Here is a 14,835-nt window from a genome sequence, read left to right on the forward strand (position 1 = left end):
GTCGTGGCTGGTCGTGCAGTTCCTCCCCCGGCCTTCGGCCGGGGGTACCCCCAGCGCCCCTTCGGGGGCGCTGCCGAACCGGAGCGGACCTCGCCGGCTCCGCTTGCTGGGACGCGGCCCGGCCCGTGGTCGTCTGACGGGTCGTAAGGTGCTTCGGTGAGCATCATCGGAGTGGGTATCGACGTCGCCGAGATCGACCGGTTCCGGGAGTCGCTGGAGCGGACTCCCGGGCTGGCCGGGCGGCTGTTCGTCGAGCGGGAGTTGTATCTGCCGAGCGGGGAGCGGCGCGGTGTCGCCTCGCTGGCGGCGCGGTTCGCGGCCAAGGAGGCGCTGGCCAAGGCGCTGGGCGCGCCGCCGGGGCTGCTCTGGACGGACGCGGAGGTGGTCGTCGAGGACAACGGGCGGCCGCGGCTGCGGGTGCAGGGCAGCGTGGCCGCGTGCGCGGCGGAACTCGGCGTGCGGTCGTGGCACGTGTCGCTCAGTCACGACGCCGGGGTGGCGTCGGCGGTGGTGGTCGCCGAGGGGTGAGAGGGGTGACACGGGTGGGGCGGGGCGGATGCGCGTCCCGGCGGTTCCGGGGGAGACTCGGGGCATGCGGACTGCTTACAGCGTGGAGACGGTACGGGCGGCCGAGCGGGAGTTGATGGCGCGACTGCCGGAAGGGGCGCTGATGCAGCGGGCCGCGGCCGGGCTGGCCGCCGCCTGCGCCGAGTTGCTCGGACGGGTGTACGGCAGCCGGGTGGTGCTGCTGGTCGGCAGCGGGGACAACGGCGGGGACGCGCTGTACGCCGGTGCGCGGCTGGCACGCAGAGGGGCGGGGGTCGCGGCCGTGCTGCTCGCGCCGGAGCGCACGCACGGGGGCGGGCTGGCGGCGCTGCGCCGGGCCGGGGGGACCGTCGTACGGGACGGTGGCGCCGAGGAGTTGATCCTGCGGGCCGATCTCGTCGTCGACGGGATCGTGGGGATCGGCGGGAAGGGCGGGCTGCGGCCCGAGGCGGCCGCGCTGGTGGCGGTCGTGGAGCGGTCGCGGGCCGCCGTCGTCGCCGTGGACCTGCCGAGCGGGGTGGAGGCGGACAGCGGTGAGGTGCGCGGGGCGGCCGTACGGGCGGACCTGACCGTGACCTTCGGGACGCACAAGCCGGGACTGCTGATCGATCCGGCGCGGGAGTACGCCGGTTCGGTACGGCTGGTCGACATCGGCCTCGAACTGCCCGCGGAGGCCGAACTGGAGGCGCTGCAGGACGTGGACGTGGCCCGGCTGCTGCCGGAGCCGTCGGCGGAGAGCGACAAGTACCGGCGCGGGGTGCTGGGCATCGTGGCCGGCTCGGCGCGTTATCCGGGGGCGGCCGTGCTGGCCGTCGCCGGGGCGCTGCGGGGCGGGGCCGGGGCCGTACGGTACGTCGGGCCGGCCAGGGACGAGGTGCTGGCCCGCTTTCCCGAGACGCTGGTGTCGGACGGGGGGCCGCGGAAGGCCGGGCGGGTGCAGGCATGGGTGGCCGGGCCGGGGGTCGGGGACGACGCCGACGCCGTCGCCGAGGTGCTGGAGGCGGACGTGCCGGTGCTGGTCGACGCGGACGGGCTGCGGCTCGCCGACCGGGACACGGTGCGCGGTCGTACGGCGCCGACCCTGATGACCCCGCACGCCGGCGAGGCGGCGGCCCTGTTGGGGGTACGCCGGGAGGAGGTCGAGGCCGGCCGGCTCGCTGCGGTGCGGGAGCTGGCGGCGGCGTATCGGGCGACGGTGCTGCTGAAGGGGTCGACGACGTTGGTGGCGGAGGCGGGGGGAGGGTCCGCCGTCCGGGTGAACGCGACGGGGACGCCCTGGCTCGCCACCGCCGGGAGCGGGGACGTGCTGTCGGGGCTGGCGGGGTCGTTGCTGGCGGCGGGGCTGGACGGGCGGGACGCGGGGAGTGCGGCGGCGTATCTGCACGGGCTCGCGGGGCGGTTCGCGGCGGAGGGGGCGCCTGCGCTTGCCCACGAGGTTGCTGCGCAGCTGAGGTCGGCGTGGCGGGGGGTTTTCCCACCCACCCGCCCGACTCGGTAGGCCAGGGCCGTACCGTCACGGGGCTCCGCCCCGGGCCCCGGGCCCCGGGGGCATGTAGGCCGGGTGCGGGTGGGTGGGGGCTGGGCGCGCAGTTCCCCGCGCCCCTTACGGGGCGCTGTCCCGGGCCCCCTGACGGGGTGCCCTGCATCGCCCGGGTGACCTCGCCGCGCGGCTTCCCGGAATCCCGGGCGTTGCGGGGTTGCCTGATCGCATGATTAGTGGACGAATCGTATGTAAGCGGGGTGGACTTGCGCGGGGTGCCGCAGGAACCCTCGTCGCTGCCGTGGCCGTTCTCTCCCTCGGTGCCGGGATCGGGGTCGCGGACGATGCCGCCCCCAAACCCGGCACCGCCGTCCCGGAGTCGGAGCTGGTGCCGGGGGTCGCGCCGGGGCCCTCGCGGCCCTGGCAGATCGACACCCCGGACCAGGTGCTGGCGCCCAAGGTGTACACGCCCACCGTCAAGGAGGACGCCGTCGAGCCGAGGGCCGCGGCACCGGGGACGTACGACCTCATCGAGTACGTGCCGCTCAGCGACGCCGTCGCCAAGGTGAGCTGCTCCAAGCTGACCGGGCCCTACCAGCGGCAGATCGAGCAGTGGCTGAGGCTGAAGGCGGACGGCAGGCAGTCCGCCGCCGACTGCAAGGCCATCCAGAAGTTCCAGAAGAAGTACAAGATCAAGCCGGCGATCGGGTTCGCCGGGCCCGTGACCTGGTACCAGATGATGCTCCTGTCGGCGAAGAAGAACCCGAACGCCAAGAAGAACTGCCCCGTGAAGTCGTACCGGGTCGCCTGCGTCGACCTCAACCGGCAGGTCACCTGGGTGCAGAAGGGCAGCAAGGTGATCTACGGGCCGGTGCAGATGCGCAGCGGGCGGAAGGGGTACGCGACCCGGGCCGGGTGGCACACCGTCTACTGGCGGCACAAGAACCACTGGTCGACCCTGTACAACTCGCCCATGCCGTACGCCCAGTTCTTCGACGGCGGACAGGCCTTCCACGCCGTCTACGGCTCCATCTACACCACCGTCGGCTCCTGGGGCTGCGTGAACCTCAAGCTCGGCGACGCGAAGAAGCTGTGGAGCGTGCTGAAGAAGGGCGACAAGGTGTACGTGTGGGGGCACCGGACCGGTACTTGAGTCCGTGATCGGCGGGTACCCGAGGGCGGCCGGCGTCGTAGCAGGGGCTGTGCCGGAGGGCTGTCGGAGGCCTCTGAGACACTGGGGGCGCGATGAGTGATACACCGACTGCGCTGACTGCACCGACCGCGCCCCTGCGCGCCCGCGCCGAGATCGACCTGGCCGCCCTGCGCGCCAATGCGCGGACCCTGCGCGCCCTCGCGCCGGGCGCGGCCCTGATGGCCGTGGTGAAGTCCGACGCGTACGGCCACGGGGCCGTCCACTGTGCCCGCGCGGCCGTCCAGGCGGGCGCGAGCTGGCTGGGCACGGCCACCCCGGAGGAGGCCCTCGCGCTGCGCGCGGACCCGGGGCTGCCGGCCCACGTGCGGATCATGTGCTGGCTGTGGACCCCGGGCGGGCCGTGGCGGGAGGCCGTCGAGGCCGGCCTCGACGTGTCGGTGAGCGACATGTGGGCCCTGCGTGAGGTGACCGACGCGGGCAGGGCGGCCGGTCGCCCTGCCCGCGTGCAGCTCAAGGCCGACACCGGGCTCGGGCGCAACGGCTGCCAGCCCGCCGACTGGCCCGAGCTGGTCCGCGAGGCGCTGCGCGCCGAGGCGGCGGGCCTGCTCCGGATCACCGGGCTGTGGTCGCACTTCGCCTGCGCCGACGAGCCCGGCCATCCCTCCATCGCCGCCCAGCTCACCCTCTTCCGCGAGCTGCTCGGGCACGCCGAGGAGCAGGGCGTGCGCCCCGAGGTGCGGCACATCGCCAACTCGCCGGCCACCCTCACCCTCCCCGAGACCCACTTCGACCTCGTCCGCACCGGCATCGCGCTCTACGGCCTCTCGCCCAGCCCCGAACTGGGCAGCGCGGCCGACTTCGGTCTGCGCCCCGTGATGACGCTGTCCGCCTCCCTCGCCCTGGTGAAGCACGTGCCGGGTGGGCACGGTGTCAGCTACGGGCACCACTACGTGACGCCCGGCGAGACCACCCTCGGACTCGTCCCGGTCGGCTACGCGGACGGCATCCCGCGGCACGCCTCCGGCACCGGTCCCGTGCTGGTCGGCGGCAAGTGGCGCACGGCCGCCGGGCGCATCGCCATGGACCAGTTCGTCGTGGACCTCGGCGGCGACGAGCCCGAAGTCGGCGCGGAGGCCGTGCTGTTCGGACCGGGCGGCCGGGGCGAACCCACCGCCGAGGACTGGGCCCAGGCCGCGGGCACGATCGCATACGAAATCGTCACCCGCATCGGAACCCGGGTTCCCCGCGTCTATGTGAACGAGGAACCGATTGGGCAAGAACCAGGGGACGGACCCGGAGCCGGTCCAGGAGCCGGACCACGGGCCGGCGACTGACCTTCGGGGTTCGGCGGCGGCACAACCCGGTTACACCTGTATCAGCAGCAACGGCAGTCACAGCAGTAACAGGCGTCTCGTCGGCATCACCCGTGTCACCTAAGCAGCGAACTGCAGTACGGCGAAGAGGAGCGGTACGTGAGCGAGAGCAGTGCGGAGGCCGTAGCGGAAGCCGCCGCGGCGGCCGTCGTCGCCTCGGCCACGGGGGCGGCCTCCGGCAGCTGGCGCAAGGTGACGGGTGTCGCCGGGGCCGCCATAGGAGTGCTCGCCGCCGGCGCGGCCGCCGGGGTCGCCGTGGAGCGGATGACCGTCGGCCGCGGGATGCGCCGCAAGGCCCGGCTGGCGCTGGACTCGGCGGGCCCGTACGGCACCCTGCGCGGCACCCCCGGCAAGGCGTACGCCGACGACGGCACCGAGCTGTACTACGAGGTCGACGAGGTGGAACCCGACGTCGGCCCCGCCGTCTCGCCGCGCCGCCGCCGGCTCTTCGGCCGCAAGGCGCCCGCGCCCGTCACCGTCGTCTTCAGCCACGGCTACTGCCTCAACCAGGACTCCTGGCACTTCCAGCGGGCGGCCCTGCGCGGGGTCGTCCGCACCGTGCACTGGGACCAGCGCAGCCACGGCCGCTCCGGGCGGGGCGTCGCCCAGCACGAGGACGGGGTGCCGCTCACCATCGACCAGCTGGGCCGGGACCTGAAGGCCGTCCTGGACGCGGCCGTGCCGGAGGGGCCGATCGTGCTGGTCGGGCACTCCATGGGCGGCATGACGGTGATGGCGCTGGCCGCGCAGTATCCCGAGCTGATCCGGGGGCGGGTGGTCGCCACCGCCTTCGTCGGCACGTCGTCCGGGAAGCTCGGCGAGGTCAACTTCGGGCTGCCGCTCGCCGGCGTCAACGCGGTGCGCCGGGTGCTGCCCGGGGTGCTGAAGGCGCTGGGCACGCAGGCCGCGCTGGTGGAGAAGGGGCGGCGGGTCACCGCGGATCTCTTCGCCGGGATCATCAAGCGGTACTCGTTCGCGTCCAAGGACGTCGACCCGGCGGTGGAGCGGTTCGCGGAGCGGATGATCGAGTCGACGCCGATCGACGTCGTCGCCGAGTTCTATCCGGCCTTCACCGACCACGACAAGACCGCCGCGCTCGCCTACTTCCAGAACCTGCCGGTGCTGGTGCTGGCCGGAGTGCAGGACCTGGTCACGCCCAGCGAGCACAGCGAGGTCATCGCCGACCTGCTGCCCGACGCCGAACTGGTGCTCGTCGCGGACGCCGGGCACCTGGTCATGCTGGAACACCCGGAAGTGGTCACCGACCGCCTCGCCGACCTGCTCACCCGCGCGGGTGCCGTGCCGGCAGGGGCTACGGTAAGTGGCTATGGAAGCACCAGCAGCACGGCACAGCCAGGCTGAGACCGAGTTGATCGTCACCTCCCCCGAGCAGATGGGGGAGCTGGGCCGCCGACTGGCGAAGTTCCTGCGCGCCGGTGACCTCGTGATGCTCAGCGGGGAGCTCGGCGCCGGCAAGACGACGCTGACGCGCGGGCTCGGGGAAGGGCTCGGCGTACGCGGGGCCGTCACCTCCCCGACGTTCGTGATCGCCCGTGTCCATCCCTCGCTCGGGGACGGGCCGCCGCTCGTCCACGTCGACGCGTACCGGCTGGGCGGCGGGCTCGACGAGATGGAGGACCTGGACCTCGACGTCTCGCTGCCCGAGTCCGTGATCGTCGTGGAGTGGGGCGAGGGCAAGGTCGAGGAGCTGACCGACGACCGGCTCATGGTCCGGATCCACCGGGCGGTCGGCGACACCACCGACGAGGTACGGCACGTGAGCCTGGCGGGGGTGGGGGAGCGGTGGGACGGGGTGGACCTGGGGGTGCTGTCGGCCTGAGGACCGTGTGAACGTTCCGACAAGCCGTCGGCAAGATATTGCGCCGGGCGCATCGGGCGTGGTCACATGGTACCCAGTCCGTAGTTAGGTCTACCTAACTACGTCCGCCCCCGCACCTCAGGAGGCGCCTGTGTCCGTGTCCCAGTCCGAGGAGCGGCGACCGGCCGTGGTCGCCGTGGCCCCCGGCGTCTCCATGCGTGAGCTGCTGGCGTCCTGTGCGGCGGCTGACGCGGTGTCCCGGCCGCCGAGAGTGCCGGAGCTGCCTGCGAAGCCGATCTCGGCAGCGCCCCGAAGGGGTGCGGGGAACTGCGCGATCAGCCACGACGGCGCGGCAGCCGGCGGATCGCAGTACTTGCCGCGGAGCGCTTAGGCGGGTCCGGCCGGTAGGTCCGTCCGGGCCGGTGGGGGCTGGGCGCGCCCACGCGGCGGAGCCGCACATCACATACGGCCCCGCGCCCCCGGGCGGCGGCTGCGCCGCCGATCCGCTCAGCGGATCACGATCACCTTCACGCCGATCGTCGCGAAGTTCCACATCGCGTCGCCGTCCGGGCGGGTCTCGCGGATGCCGCCCGTCTTCACCGTGGGGTCGGGAGGCGCGGCGGCGCGTTGTGCGGTGATCGCGCTGAAGCCGATCGCCGAGCCGTCCTTCGTGGTGGTGAAGCGGACCACGTGTTCGATGGGGAGGCCGTCCGTGCCCGTGACGGCCTTCGAGCGGGACGTCACCCAGTACGTGCCGAGGGGCGGGTCGATCGTGCCGGGGCGCACCGTGAAGGTGCGCTCGACGCGGCCCCGCTCGTTGACGAGCCAGACCCGGTCGTCGTCCACCGAGTACACCACCCGTTCACCCGTCCCGGAGGTGTTCGGCAGGGCGGTGGGGTGGCGGTGGTCCCGGGGTGCCTTGCCGGCCGGTGCTCCGGGCGCGGGGCTCGCCGCCGGCCGGCCGCCGAGGCCGGGCGGGACGGTGGCCGAGGCCTGGTAGGCGAGGAAACCGACCGTCCCGACGGCCGCCGCGGTGAGGCCTGCCACGACTCCCGAGCTGGTCCCTGCCACGTGCGCCACCTCTGCCTGCCGTAGAACCTCACGGAGAGCCTCAGGGGGAGGTCTCGCCGTATATGTCGTACTTCGTACAGACCGTAGCAGTCGGTGACCGCCCGACCCGGCCGGGCGTGCTCGCGGCGCCGGAGCCGTAGGCTGTTCGCGTGCTCTTGCTCGCTCTGGATACCGCCACCCCCGCCGTCACCGTCGCCCTGCACGACGGTACGGCCGTCATCGCCTCGTCGAGCCAGGTGGACGCGCGCCGGCACGGCGAGCTGCTGCTGCCGGCCGTCGACCGCGTCCTCTCCGAGGCAGGGGTCAAGCTGGACGCCGTCACCGGGATCGTCACTGGCATCGGTCCCGGCCCCTACACCGGCCTGCGGGTCGGTCTGATGACCGCGGACACCTTCGGCCTCGCGCTCGGCGTGCCCGTGCACGGCCTGTGCACGCTCGACGGGCTCGCCTACGCGGCCGACATCGAGAAGGGGCCGTTCGTCGTCGCGACCGACGCCCGCCGCAAGGAGGTCTACTGGGCGGTGTACGAGAACTCGCGCACCCGGCTCACCGACCCCGCCGTCGACCGGCCCGCCGACATCGCCGAGAAGGTGGCCGGGCTGCCCGCCGTCGGCGCCGGGGCGCTGCTCTACCCCGACACCTTCCCGGTCGTCCACGAGCCCGAGCACGTCTCCGCCGCGGCCCTGGCGTCGCTGGCCGTCGCGAAGCTGGCCGCCGGCGAGGAACTGCCCGCGCCCCGGCCGCTGTACCTGCGCCGGCCGGACGCCCAGGTGCCCAAGAACTACAAGGTGGTCACCCCGAAGTGACCGCACAGCTGCGCGAGATGCGCTGGTGGGACATCGACCCGGTCCTGGAGCTGGAGAAGGACCTGTTCCCCGAGGACGCCTGGTCGCGGGGGATGTTCTGGTCCGAGCTGGCGCACGCGAGGGGACCCGGGGCGACCCGCCGGTACCTGGTGGCCCTGGAGGGCGACCGGATCGTCGGGTACGGGGGGCTCGCCGCCCAGGGCGCCACGTCCGACGACAGCGGCTCCGCCGCGGTCGGCGACATCCAGACCATCGCCGTACGCCGTGACCAGTGGGGCACCGGGCTCGGCGCGGAGCTGCTCACCGAGCTGCTGCGGGCCGCGACCGCCTTCGAGTGCGCCGAGGTCATGCTGGAGTGCCGGGTCGACAACATCCGCGCCCAGAAGCTCTACGAGCGGTTCGGCTTCGAGCCCATCGGGTTCAGACGCGGGTACTACCAGCCGGGGAACGTGGACGCCCTGGTGATGCGCCTGACGACCGGGCAGCCCGGCAGTGGCTCCGCCACCGGGCCCACCTCCGAACAAGGAACCGAGATCAATGGCTGACGAACCCCTGGTTCTGGGGATCGAGACCTCCTGCGACGAGACCGGCGTCGGCATCGTCCGGGGCACCACCCTGCTCGCCGACGCCGTCGCCTCGTCCGTCGACGAGCACGCGCGCTTCGGCGGGGTCGTCCCGGAGGTCGCCTCCCGCGCCCACCTGGAGGCGATGGTCCCGACCATCGAGCGGGCGCTGAAGGACGCGGGCGTGAGCGCGAAGGACCTCGACGGCATCGCGGTCACGGCGGGCCCCGGCCTGGCCGGCGCGCTGCTGGTCGGCGTCTCGGCGGCGAAGGCGTACGCGTACGCGCTCGGCAAGCCGCTCTACGGCGTGAACCACCTCGCCTCCCACATCTGCGTCGACCAGCTGGAACACGGCCCGCTCCCGGAGCCGACGATGGCCCTCCTGGTCTCCGGCGGCCACTCCTCCCTCCTCCTGTCCTCGGACATCACCTCCGACGTACGGCCGCTCGGCGCGACCATCGACGACGCGGCCGGCGAGGCCTTCGACAAGATCGCCCGCGTGCTGAACCTGGGTTTCCCGGGCGGCCCGGTCATCGACCGGTACGCGAAGGAGGGCGACCCTTCGGCGATCGCCTTCCCGCGCGGCCTCACCGGCCCCCGCGACCCCGCCTACGACTTCTCCTTCTCCGGTCTCAAGACGGCGGTGGCCCGCTGGATCGAGGCCAAGCGGGCGGCCGGCGAGGAGGTCCCGGTCCGCGACGTGTCCGCCTCCTTCCAGGAAGCGGTCGTCGACGTCCTGACCCGCAAGGCCGTCCGCGCCTGCCGTGACGAGGGCGTCGACCACCTGATGATCGGCGGCGGGGTCGCCGCCAACTCCCGGCTCCGCGCCCTCGCACAGGAGCGCTGCGAGGCGGCCGGCATTCAACTCCGGGTGCCGCGCATGAAGTTGTGCACCGACAACGGCGCGATGGTGGCCGCGCTCGGCGCGGAGATGGTCGCGCGCAACCGGACCCCGTCCGGCTGGGACCTCTCGGCCGACAGCTCCCTGCCGGTGACGGACCCGCACGTCCCCGGCAACCACGACCACGATCACGTGCACGAGGTCAGCAAGGAGAACCTGTACTCGTGACGGTCGCGTTGATGTGGGAGGCGCGGGCGGAGGCGGGCCGGGGCGAGGAGTTGCTGACGTGGGCGCGGCAACAGGTCCTCCATAAGGCCCCGTTGGCCCCGTTGCGCCGTGAGACCTTCCGGGCACCGCAGGACCGGGTGCTCGTGATCACGTGGTGGGAGGCGGCGTACGACGACCCGGACATCCCGGAACTCGCCGACCCGCCCGGCGACCTGGTCACCCGTCCGGTGCACCGCTGGCGCTTCGAATCGATGGGCCAGGGCTGATTCCCGGTTGCTGCGGACAGCGGGGGTGTCGCACCGTCACTCGCGCAATCATCGGCCTCCACCCCGCCGCCTGGTCCTCGTTCGTCGCGCACGCGGCGGGGTGAGGGGCGGCTGCTAGGAGTGGTTCGCCCGCTGCGGCTGGACCGCTGCCGCCTCGGGGCCCTCGGTCTCCGGGCCCGGTGCGGTGGCCTTGCGTTCCTGCAGGTGCGCGTACGCCATCAGGCCGAACAGGATGGCCAACAGCACCGCCGACGAGCCCGCTGTGCCCAGATCCAGTCCGCCCTTGGCGGTCGGCTTGGTCAGGAAGTCACCGGCGGTGGCGCCGAGCGGGCGGGTCAGCACGAAGGCGATCCAGAACAGCAGGACGTTGGGCACGGCCGGCGCCCGCATCAGCAGGACCAGGACCAGGAGGGCGCCGCTGACCAGGGCGGCGCCGCCGAGGTATCCGAGACCTGAGCTGTCGGAGAGGAAATCGCCCATCGAGGTGCCGAGGGTGTTGGAGACCAGGATCGCGGCCCAGAACAGGGCCTCGCCCTTGAACGTGACGATGTCCTGGATCTGGAAGGTCATCCCGCTCAGCTTCCAGGCCAGGAAGATCGCCAGCAGGATGGAGATCAGGATGGCCGCGCCGACCGGGTAGCCGAGGCCCAGACCCTGCGGGCCCCAGCCCAGTTTGTCGGCTCCGTTCGACAGGTACTTGGCGCTCGCGTCACGGTTCATGAAGTCGGACATGGTGGTGCCGGCCATGCTGGTCGACAGGATCACCGTCCAGTAGAAGAACGGGTTGTAGCGGGACGAGCGCAACTGGATCACGAGCGTCACGACGAAGATTGCGAACAGCATGATCGTGGTGAGGAAGTAGCCGAGTTTGAGCGTCTGGGCGAACAGGTCGCCCGCCGTCTCGCCCAGGGTCGTCGCCGCGATCTTCATGATCCAGAACGCCAGCGTGGCTTCGGGCAGCTTCTTCATGACCGACTTGGCCGTCGTCAAGGTTGCTCCTGTGGGGGTGTGCAGATTTCGTGATCACGACCCTGGCACGGGGAACCTGAACGCATCCTGAACGCGGCCCTCGCGGCTCTTGCGAAAGCGGCTCTGCTATGCGTTTGCCGTGAATACGCCGTTCACGACACCTTCGTGCCGCAGCGTGACACCCGGTCCAGTCCCAGCGTCCGGACCCGCCCGGTCAGTTGCAGCCGTACCGTGTGCCGCACCGCCGCGCTCGACGCCGCCACCCGCAACTCCAGGGCGCCCGGCTCCACCACCCGCGCCCCCTCCCGGTCCGTGAACGCCGACAGGTCCGCGTGGAAGTGGAAGGTCACCCTGCTCGACTCGCCGGGGGCCAGTTCCACGCGCTGGTAGCCGATCAGGCGGACGTCCGGGCGGGTCACCGAGGCCACCGGGTCGTGGAGGTAGAGCTGGACGACCTCGGCGCCCGCCCGTTCGCCGGTGTTGCGGACCGTCACCGTCACGTCGTACGAGCCGTCCGTGCCGATCTCCGCCGTGTCCGGTGAGACCAGGTCCCAGGCGAACGCCGTGTACGAGCGGCCGTGCCCGAACGGGTACAGCGGGGTCGGGTCCAGGTTGCTGACCTCGCCGGCCAGGCCCAGCGGGGGCTGGAGGTAGGTCCAGGGCTGGCCGCCCGGCACGCGCGGGACGCTGACCGGGAGGCGGCCCGACGGGTTGACACGGCCCGACAGCACTCCCGCCACCGCCGGGCCGCCCTCCTCCCCGGGGAAGAACGCCTGCACCACCGCGCCGAGCCGGCCGTGCCAGCGGCCCAGCGCGTACGGGCGCCCCGTGAGGAGGACGAGGACCACCGGGACGCCCGTGGTGAGCAGCGCGTCCAGCAGGTCGGCCTGGACGCCTGGTAGTTCGAGGTCGGTGACGTCGCAGCCCTCGCCCGAGGTGCCCCGGCCGAACAGGCCCGCCCGGTCGCCGAGCACCGCCACGCACACGTCCGCCTCCGCGGCGCGGGCCACCGCCTCCTCGAAGCCGGCGGTGCCGGGGTCCGAGACGTCGCAGCCCTCGGCGAACGTGACCTTCGCGTCGGGGAGTTCGGCGCGGAGGGCGTCGAGGACGGTGGGGATGGCGATGCCCAGGTCGACCTCGGGGTGGTGGGTCAGGACGTGGGACGGGAAGGAGTAGCAGCCGAGCATCGCGAGCGCGTCGGCGGCTCGGGGGCCGACCACGGCGATGCGGGTGTCGGGGGCGAGGGGGAGGGTGCCGTCCGGGTTGTCGAGGAGGACCACGGACTCCTCGGCCAGGCGGCGGGCCAGGGCGCGGTTCGCCGGTGAGTCGAGGTCGATCGGGGCCTCCTGCGCGGGCTCCGGGGTCCAGTCCCCGTCCAGCAGGCCCAGTTCGCACTTCTGGAGCAGGACCCGGCGGGCCGCGCGGTCGACGAGTGACTCCGGGACCGTGCCGTCCCGGACCGCCGACACCAGCGGGTGGCCGTAGCACTTCAGCGTCGGGAGTTCGACGTCGATGCCGGCGGTCAGCGCGAGCCGGGCCGCCTCCGCCTCCGTGCCTGCCACGCGGTGGAGGGTCTGGAGGAAGCCGATGCCGAAGTAGTCGGCGACGACCGTGCCGGTGAAGTCCCAGTCGGTGCGGAGGAGTTCGGTCAGGAGGCGGGGGTCCGCGGAGGCCGGGACGCCGTCCGTCTCGTTGTACGCCGCCATCACCGAACGGGCCCCGCCCTCCCGGAGCGCCATCTCGAACGGCGGGAGGGTGACGTCCGCGAACTCCCGCACCCCGGCGCGCACCGGGGCGAGGTTGCGGGCGCCGACGGAGGAGGCGTAGCCGGCGAAGTGCTTGAGGGTGGCGATCACTCCGGCCGACTCCAGACCCCGGACGTACGCGGAGCCGACCGTGCCGACCAGGTACGGGTCCTCTCCTATCGTCTCCTCGACCCGTCCCCAGCGCGGGTCGCGGACCACGTCCAGGACGGGGGCCAGGCCCTGGTGGACGCCGACCGAGCGCAGGTCCTCGCCGATCCGCCGGCCCAGCTCCTCGACCAGCGGCGGGTCGAAGGCGGCTCCCCAGGCGAGCGGGACCGGGTAGGCCGTGGCCTGCCAGGCGGTGAAGCCGGCCAGGCACTCCTCGTGGGCGATCGCCGGGATGCCGAAGCGGCCGGCCGCGGTGATCCGGCGCTGGGCGCGGGCCAGTGCTCGCGCGCCCAGCGCCGGGTCCACGGGGGCGGTGCCGAAGGAACGGGTCAGCTGGCCGAGGCCGAGGGTGATCAGCTCGTCCCACTCGTAGTCGGCGGTCATCTCGCGTTGCAGCGGGGCGACCCCGTCGCCGTCCGTGGCGGCGCCCACCCACACGCCGTACAGCTGGGCGGTCTTCTCCTCCAGCGTCATCCGGGTGAGCAGGTCGTCGACGCGGGTGGCGGCAGGCAGCGCGGGGTCGCGCCAAGGAGCGGTGGCCATGAAACTCCCGTCTCTGTTCTCTGCTACGAACGCTGCTGCGAATGTTTCGTACCACACACCGAATGTTCCGGGAACCTATGGCGTGCGAAGGTCTTCGTCAAGGGGGAGCGCGGGGATACGATCGCGGGCATGACGCCTTCGAAGCACACAGAAACGCAGACGGCGACGCTCGCCGAAATCGCTCGTGAGGCCGGCGTGTCCGCTCCGACTGTTTCGAAGGTCCTCAACGGACGTGCCGACGTCGCCCCGGCGACCCGCACCCGGGTCGAGGAGCTGCTGCGCTCCTACGGCTACCGGCGGCGCCGCGCCGAGGCCTCCCGGTCGCCGCTGATCGACCTGGTCTTCCACGAGCTGGAGAGCGCCTGGGCGATGGAGGTCATCCGGGGGGTGGAGAACGTGGCCCGGGACGCCGGACTGAGTGTGGTGCTCAGCGAGAGCGCCGGGCGGCTCACCCCGGGACGGACCTGGGCGGACCAGGTGGCGGCGCGGCGGCCGCACGGGGTGGTGCTGGTGCTGTCGGGTCTCGACGAGTCGCAGCGGGCGCTGCTCCTGAGCCGGTCGATCCCGTTCGTGGTGATGGACCCGGCGGGGGACCCGGGGCCGGACGTGCCGTCGATCGGGGCGACCAACTGGCAGGGCGGCCTGGCCGCCACCCGGCACCTGGTCGAGCTGGGGCACCGGCGCATCGGGGCCATCAGCGGGCCGTCCCGGATGATGTGCAGCCGGGCCCGGGTGGACGGGTACCGGGCCGCGCTGGAGACCGCCGGGCTGCCGGTGGACCCGGCCCTGATCAAGGCCGGCGACTTCCACCACGACGCCGGCTACCGGCTCGGCCTGGAGCTGCTGCGCATGCCCGACCGGCCCACCGCGATCTTCACCGGCAACGACCTCCAGGCCCTCGGGCTCTACGAAGCCGCGCGTGAGCTGGGGCTGCGCATCCCCGAGGACGTGAGCGTCGTCGGGTTCGACGACCTGCCGGTGGCGCGCTGGGTGGGGCCGCCGCTGACGACCGTACGGCAGCCGCTGACCGAGATGGCCGAGGCGGCGGCGCGGCTGGTCCTCGAGATGGGGCGGGCGGAGGAGGCGACCACCGCGACCCGGGTGGAGCTGGCGACCAGCCTGGTGGTGCGGTCGAGTACGGCGGCGCCCGCGACCGTGTGAGGCGGCCTTGGCCAAAAGTTGACGTATTGACGGGTGGTGCGGGCGCCTCCACACTCCTCCGAAGTCAATCGGTTGCACAACCGAAACTTTCGGAGGCCACCCG

14 protein-coding genes are annotated in these 14,835 nt (G+C 73.0%); 11 read left to right on the top strand and 3 right to left on the bottom strand.

Features of this window, described 5'->3' with window-relative positions; genetic code table 11:
• Positions 1-156: 156 nt before the first annotated feature.
• The 6 genes from ACFY0P_RS01720 (at position 157) to tsaE (ending at position 6,392) form a co-directional block, all read left to right on the top strand.
• Complete coding sequence (locus ACFY0P_RS01720; protein WP_388906105.1) at positions 157-528, top strand: holo-ACP synthase; 372 nt, start codon at positions 157-159, stop codon at positions 526-528.
• Between the two features lie 64 nt (positions 529-592).
• Positions 593-2,044: an NAD(P)H-hydrate dehydratase gene (locus tag ACFY0P_RS01725; RefSeq protein WP_388906107.1), complete on the top strand. Its 1,452-nt coding sequence runs from the start codon at positions 593-595 to the stop codon at positions 2,042-2,044.
• A 211-nt stretch (positions 2,045-2,255) separates the two neighbouring features.
• Positions 2,256-3,179, top strand: a complete 924-nt coding sequence (locus ACFY0P_RS01730) for a L,D-transpeptidase family protein (RefSeq protein WP_388906109.1) — start codon at positions 2,256-2,258, stop codon at positions 3,177-3,179.
• A gap of 92 nt (positions 3,180-3,271) precedes the next feature.
• The gene (gene alr, locus ACFY0P_RS01735; protein WP_388906111.1) at positions 3,272-4,513 is read left to right on the top strand and encodes an alanine racemase; all 1,242 of its coding nucleotides are present in this window, start codon (positions 3,272-3,274) and stop codon (positions 4,511-4,513) included.
• Between the two features lie 138 nt (positions 4,514-4,651).
• Positions 4,652-5,914 (top strand): alpha/beta fold hydrolase, encoded by a 1,263-nt coding sequence (locus ACFY0P_RS01740; RefSeq protein WP_388906114.1) that lies wholly within the window; start codon positions 4,652-4,654, stop codon positions 5,912-5,914.
• Entirely contained in the window at positions 5,880-6,392 is a 513-nt protein-coding gene (gene tsaE, locus ACFY0P_RS01745; protein WP_388906117.1) for a tRNA (adenosine(37)-N6)-threonylcarbamoyltransferase complex ATPase subunit type 1 TsaE, read from the top strand. Before ACFY0P_RS01740 ends, tsaE begins: the two co-directional genes overlap by 35 nt.
• A gap of 486 nt (positions 6,393-6,878) precedes the next feature.
• Here tsaE and ACFY0P_RS01750 read toward each other — a convergent pair whose 3' ends face one another.
• Positions 6,879-7,442, bottom strand: coding sequence for a hypothetical protein (locus ACFY0P_RS01750; RefSeq protein ID WP_388906119.1), 564 nt, complete (start codon positions 7,440-7,442; stop codon positions 6,879-6,881).
• Positions 7,443-7,591: 149 nt separating this feature from the next.
• Here ACFY0P_RS01750 and tsaB point away from each other — a divergent pair, with 149 nt between their 5' ends.
• Genes tsaB through ACFY0P_RS01770 form a run of 4 tightly spaced genes read left to right on the top strand, consistent with a single transcriptional unit; the run spans position 7,592 to position 10,146 of the window.
• Positions 7,592-8,248 (top strand): tRNA (adenosine(37)-N6)-threonylcarbamoyltransferase complex dimerization subunit type 1 TsaB, encoded by a 657-nt coding sequence (gene tsaB, locus ACFY0P_RS01755; protein WP_388906121.1) that lies wholly within the window; start codon positions 7,592-7,594, stop codon positions 8,246-8,248.
• Between the two features lie 17 nt (positions 8,249-8,265).
• The gene (rimI, locus tag ACFY0P_RS01760; protein ID WP_388907275.1) at positions 8,266-8,793 is read left to right on the top strand and encodes a ribosomal protein S18-alanine N-acetyltransferase; all 528 of its coding nucleotides are present in this window, start codon (positions 8,266-8,268) and stop codon (positions 8,791-8,793) included.
• On the top strand, positions 8,786-9,880 hold the full coding sequence (tsaD, locus tag ACFY0P_RS01765) for a tRNA (adenosine(37)-N6)-threonylcarbamoyltransferase complex transferase subunit TsaD (protein WP_388906123.1): 1,095 nt from the start codon (positions 8,786-8,788) through the stop codon (positions 9,878-9,880). Before rimI ends, tsaD begins: the two co-directional genes overlap by 8 nt.
• On the top strand, positions 9,877-10,146 hold the full coding sequence (locus tag ACFY0P_RS01770) for a hypothetical protein (RefSeq protein WP_388906126.1): 270 nt from the start codon (positions 9,877-9,879) through the stop codon (positions 10,144-10,146). The genes tsaD and ACFY0P_RS01770 overlap by 4 nt, the downstream gene beginning before the upstream one ends.
• Before the next feature lie 114 nt (positions 10,147-10,260).
• On the opposite strand, the gene ACFY0P_RS01775 is transcribed toward ACFY0P_RS01770, so the two are convergent.
• Entirely contained in the window at positions 10,261-11,136 is an 876-nt protein-coding gene (locus ACFY0P_RS01775) for a hypothetical protein (RefSeq protein WP_388906128.1), read from the bottom strand.
• A 131-nt stretch (positions 11,137-11,267) separates the two neighbouring features.
• The gene (locus ACFY0P_RS01780) at positions 11,268-13,571 is read right to left on the bottom strand and encodes a glycoside hydrolase family 3 N-terminal domain-containing protein (protein WP_388906130.1); all 2,304 of its coding nucleotides are present in this window, start codon (positions 13,569-13,571) and stop codon (positions 11,268-11,270) included.
• A 129-nt stretch (positions 13,572-13,700) separates the two neighbouring features.
• Here ACFY0P_RS01780 and ACFY0P_RS01785 point away from each other — a divergent pair, with 129 nt between their 5' ends.
• Complete coding sequence (locus ACFY0P_RS01785) at positions 13,701-14,732, top strand: LacI family DNA-binding transcriptional regulator (RefSeq protein ID WP_388906132.1); 1,032 nt, start codon at positions 13,701-13,703, stop codon at positions 14,730-14,732.
• The last annotated feature ends 103 nt before the right edge of the window (positions 14,733-14,835 follow it).

This window comes from Streptomyces sp. NPDC001714 (assembly GCF_042892755.1).
In the GTDB taxonomy this organism is placed as follows: Bacteria; Actinomycetota; Actinomycetes; order Streptomycetales; family Streptomycetaceae; genus Streptomyces.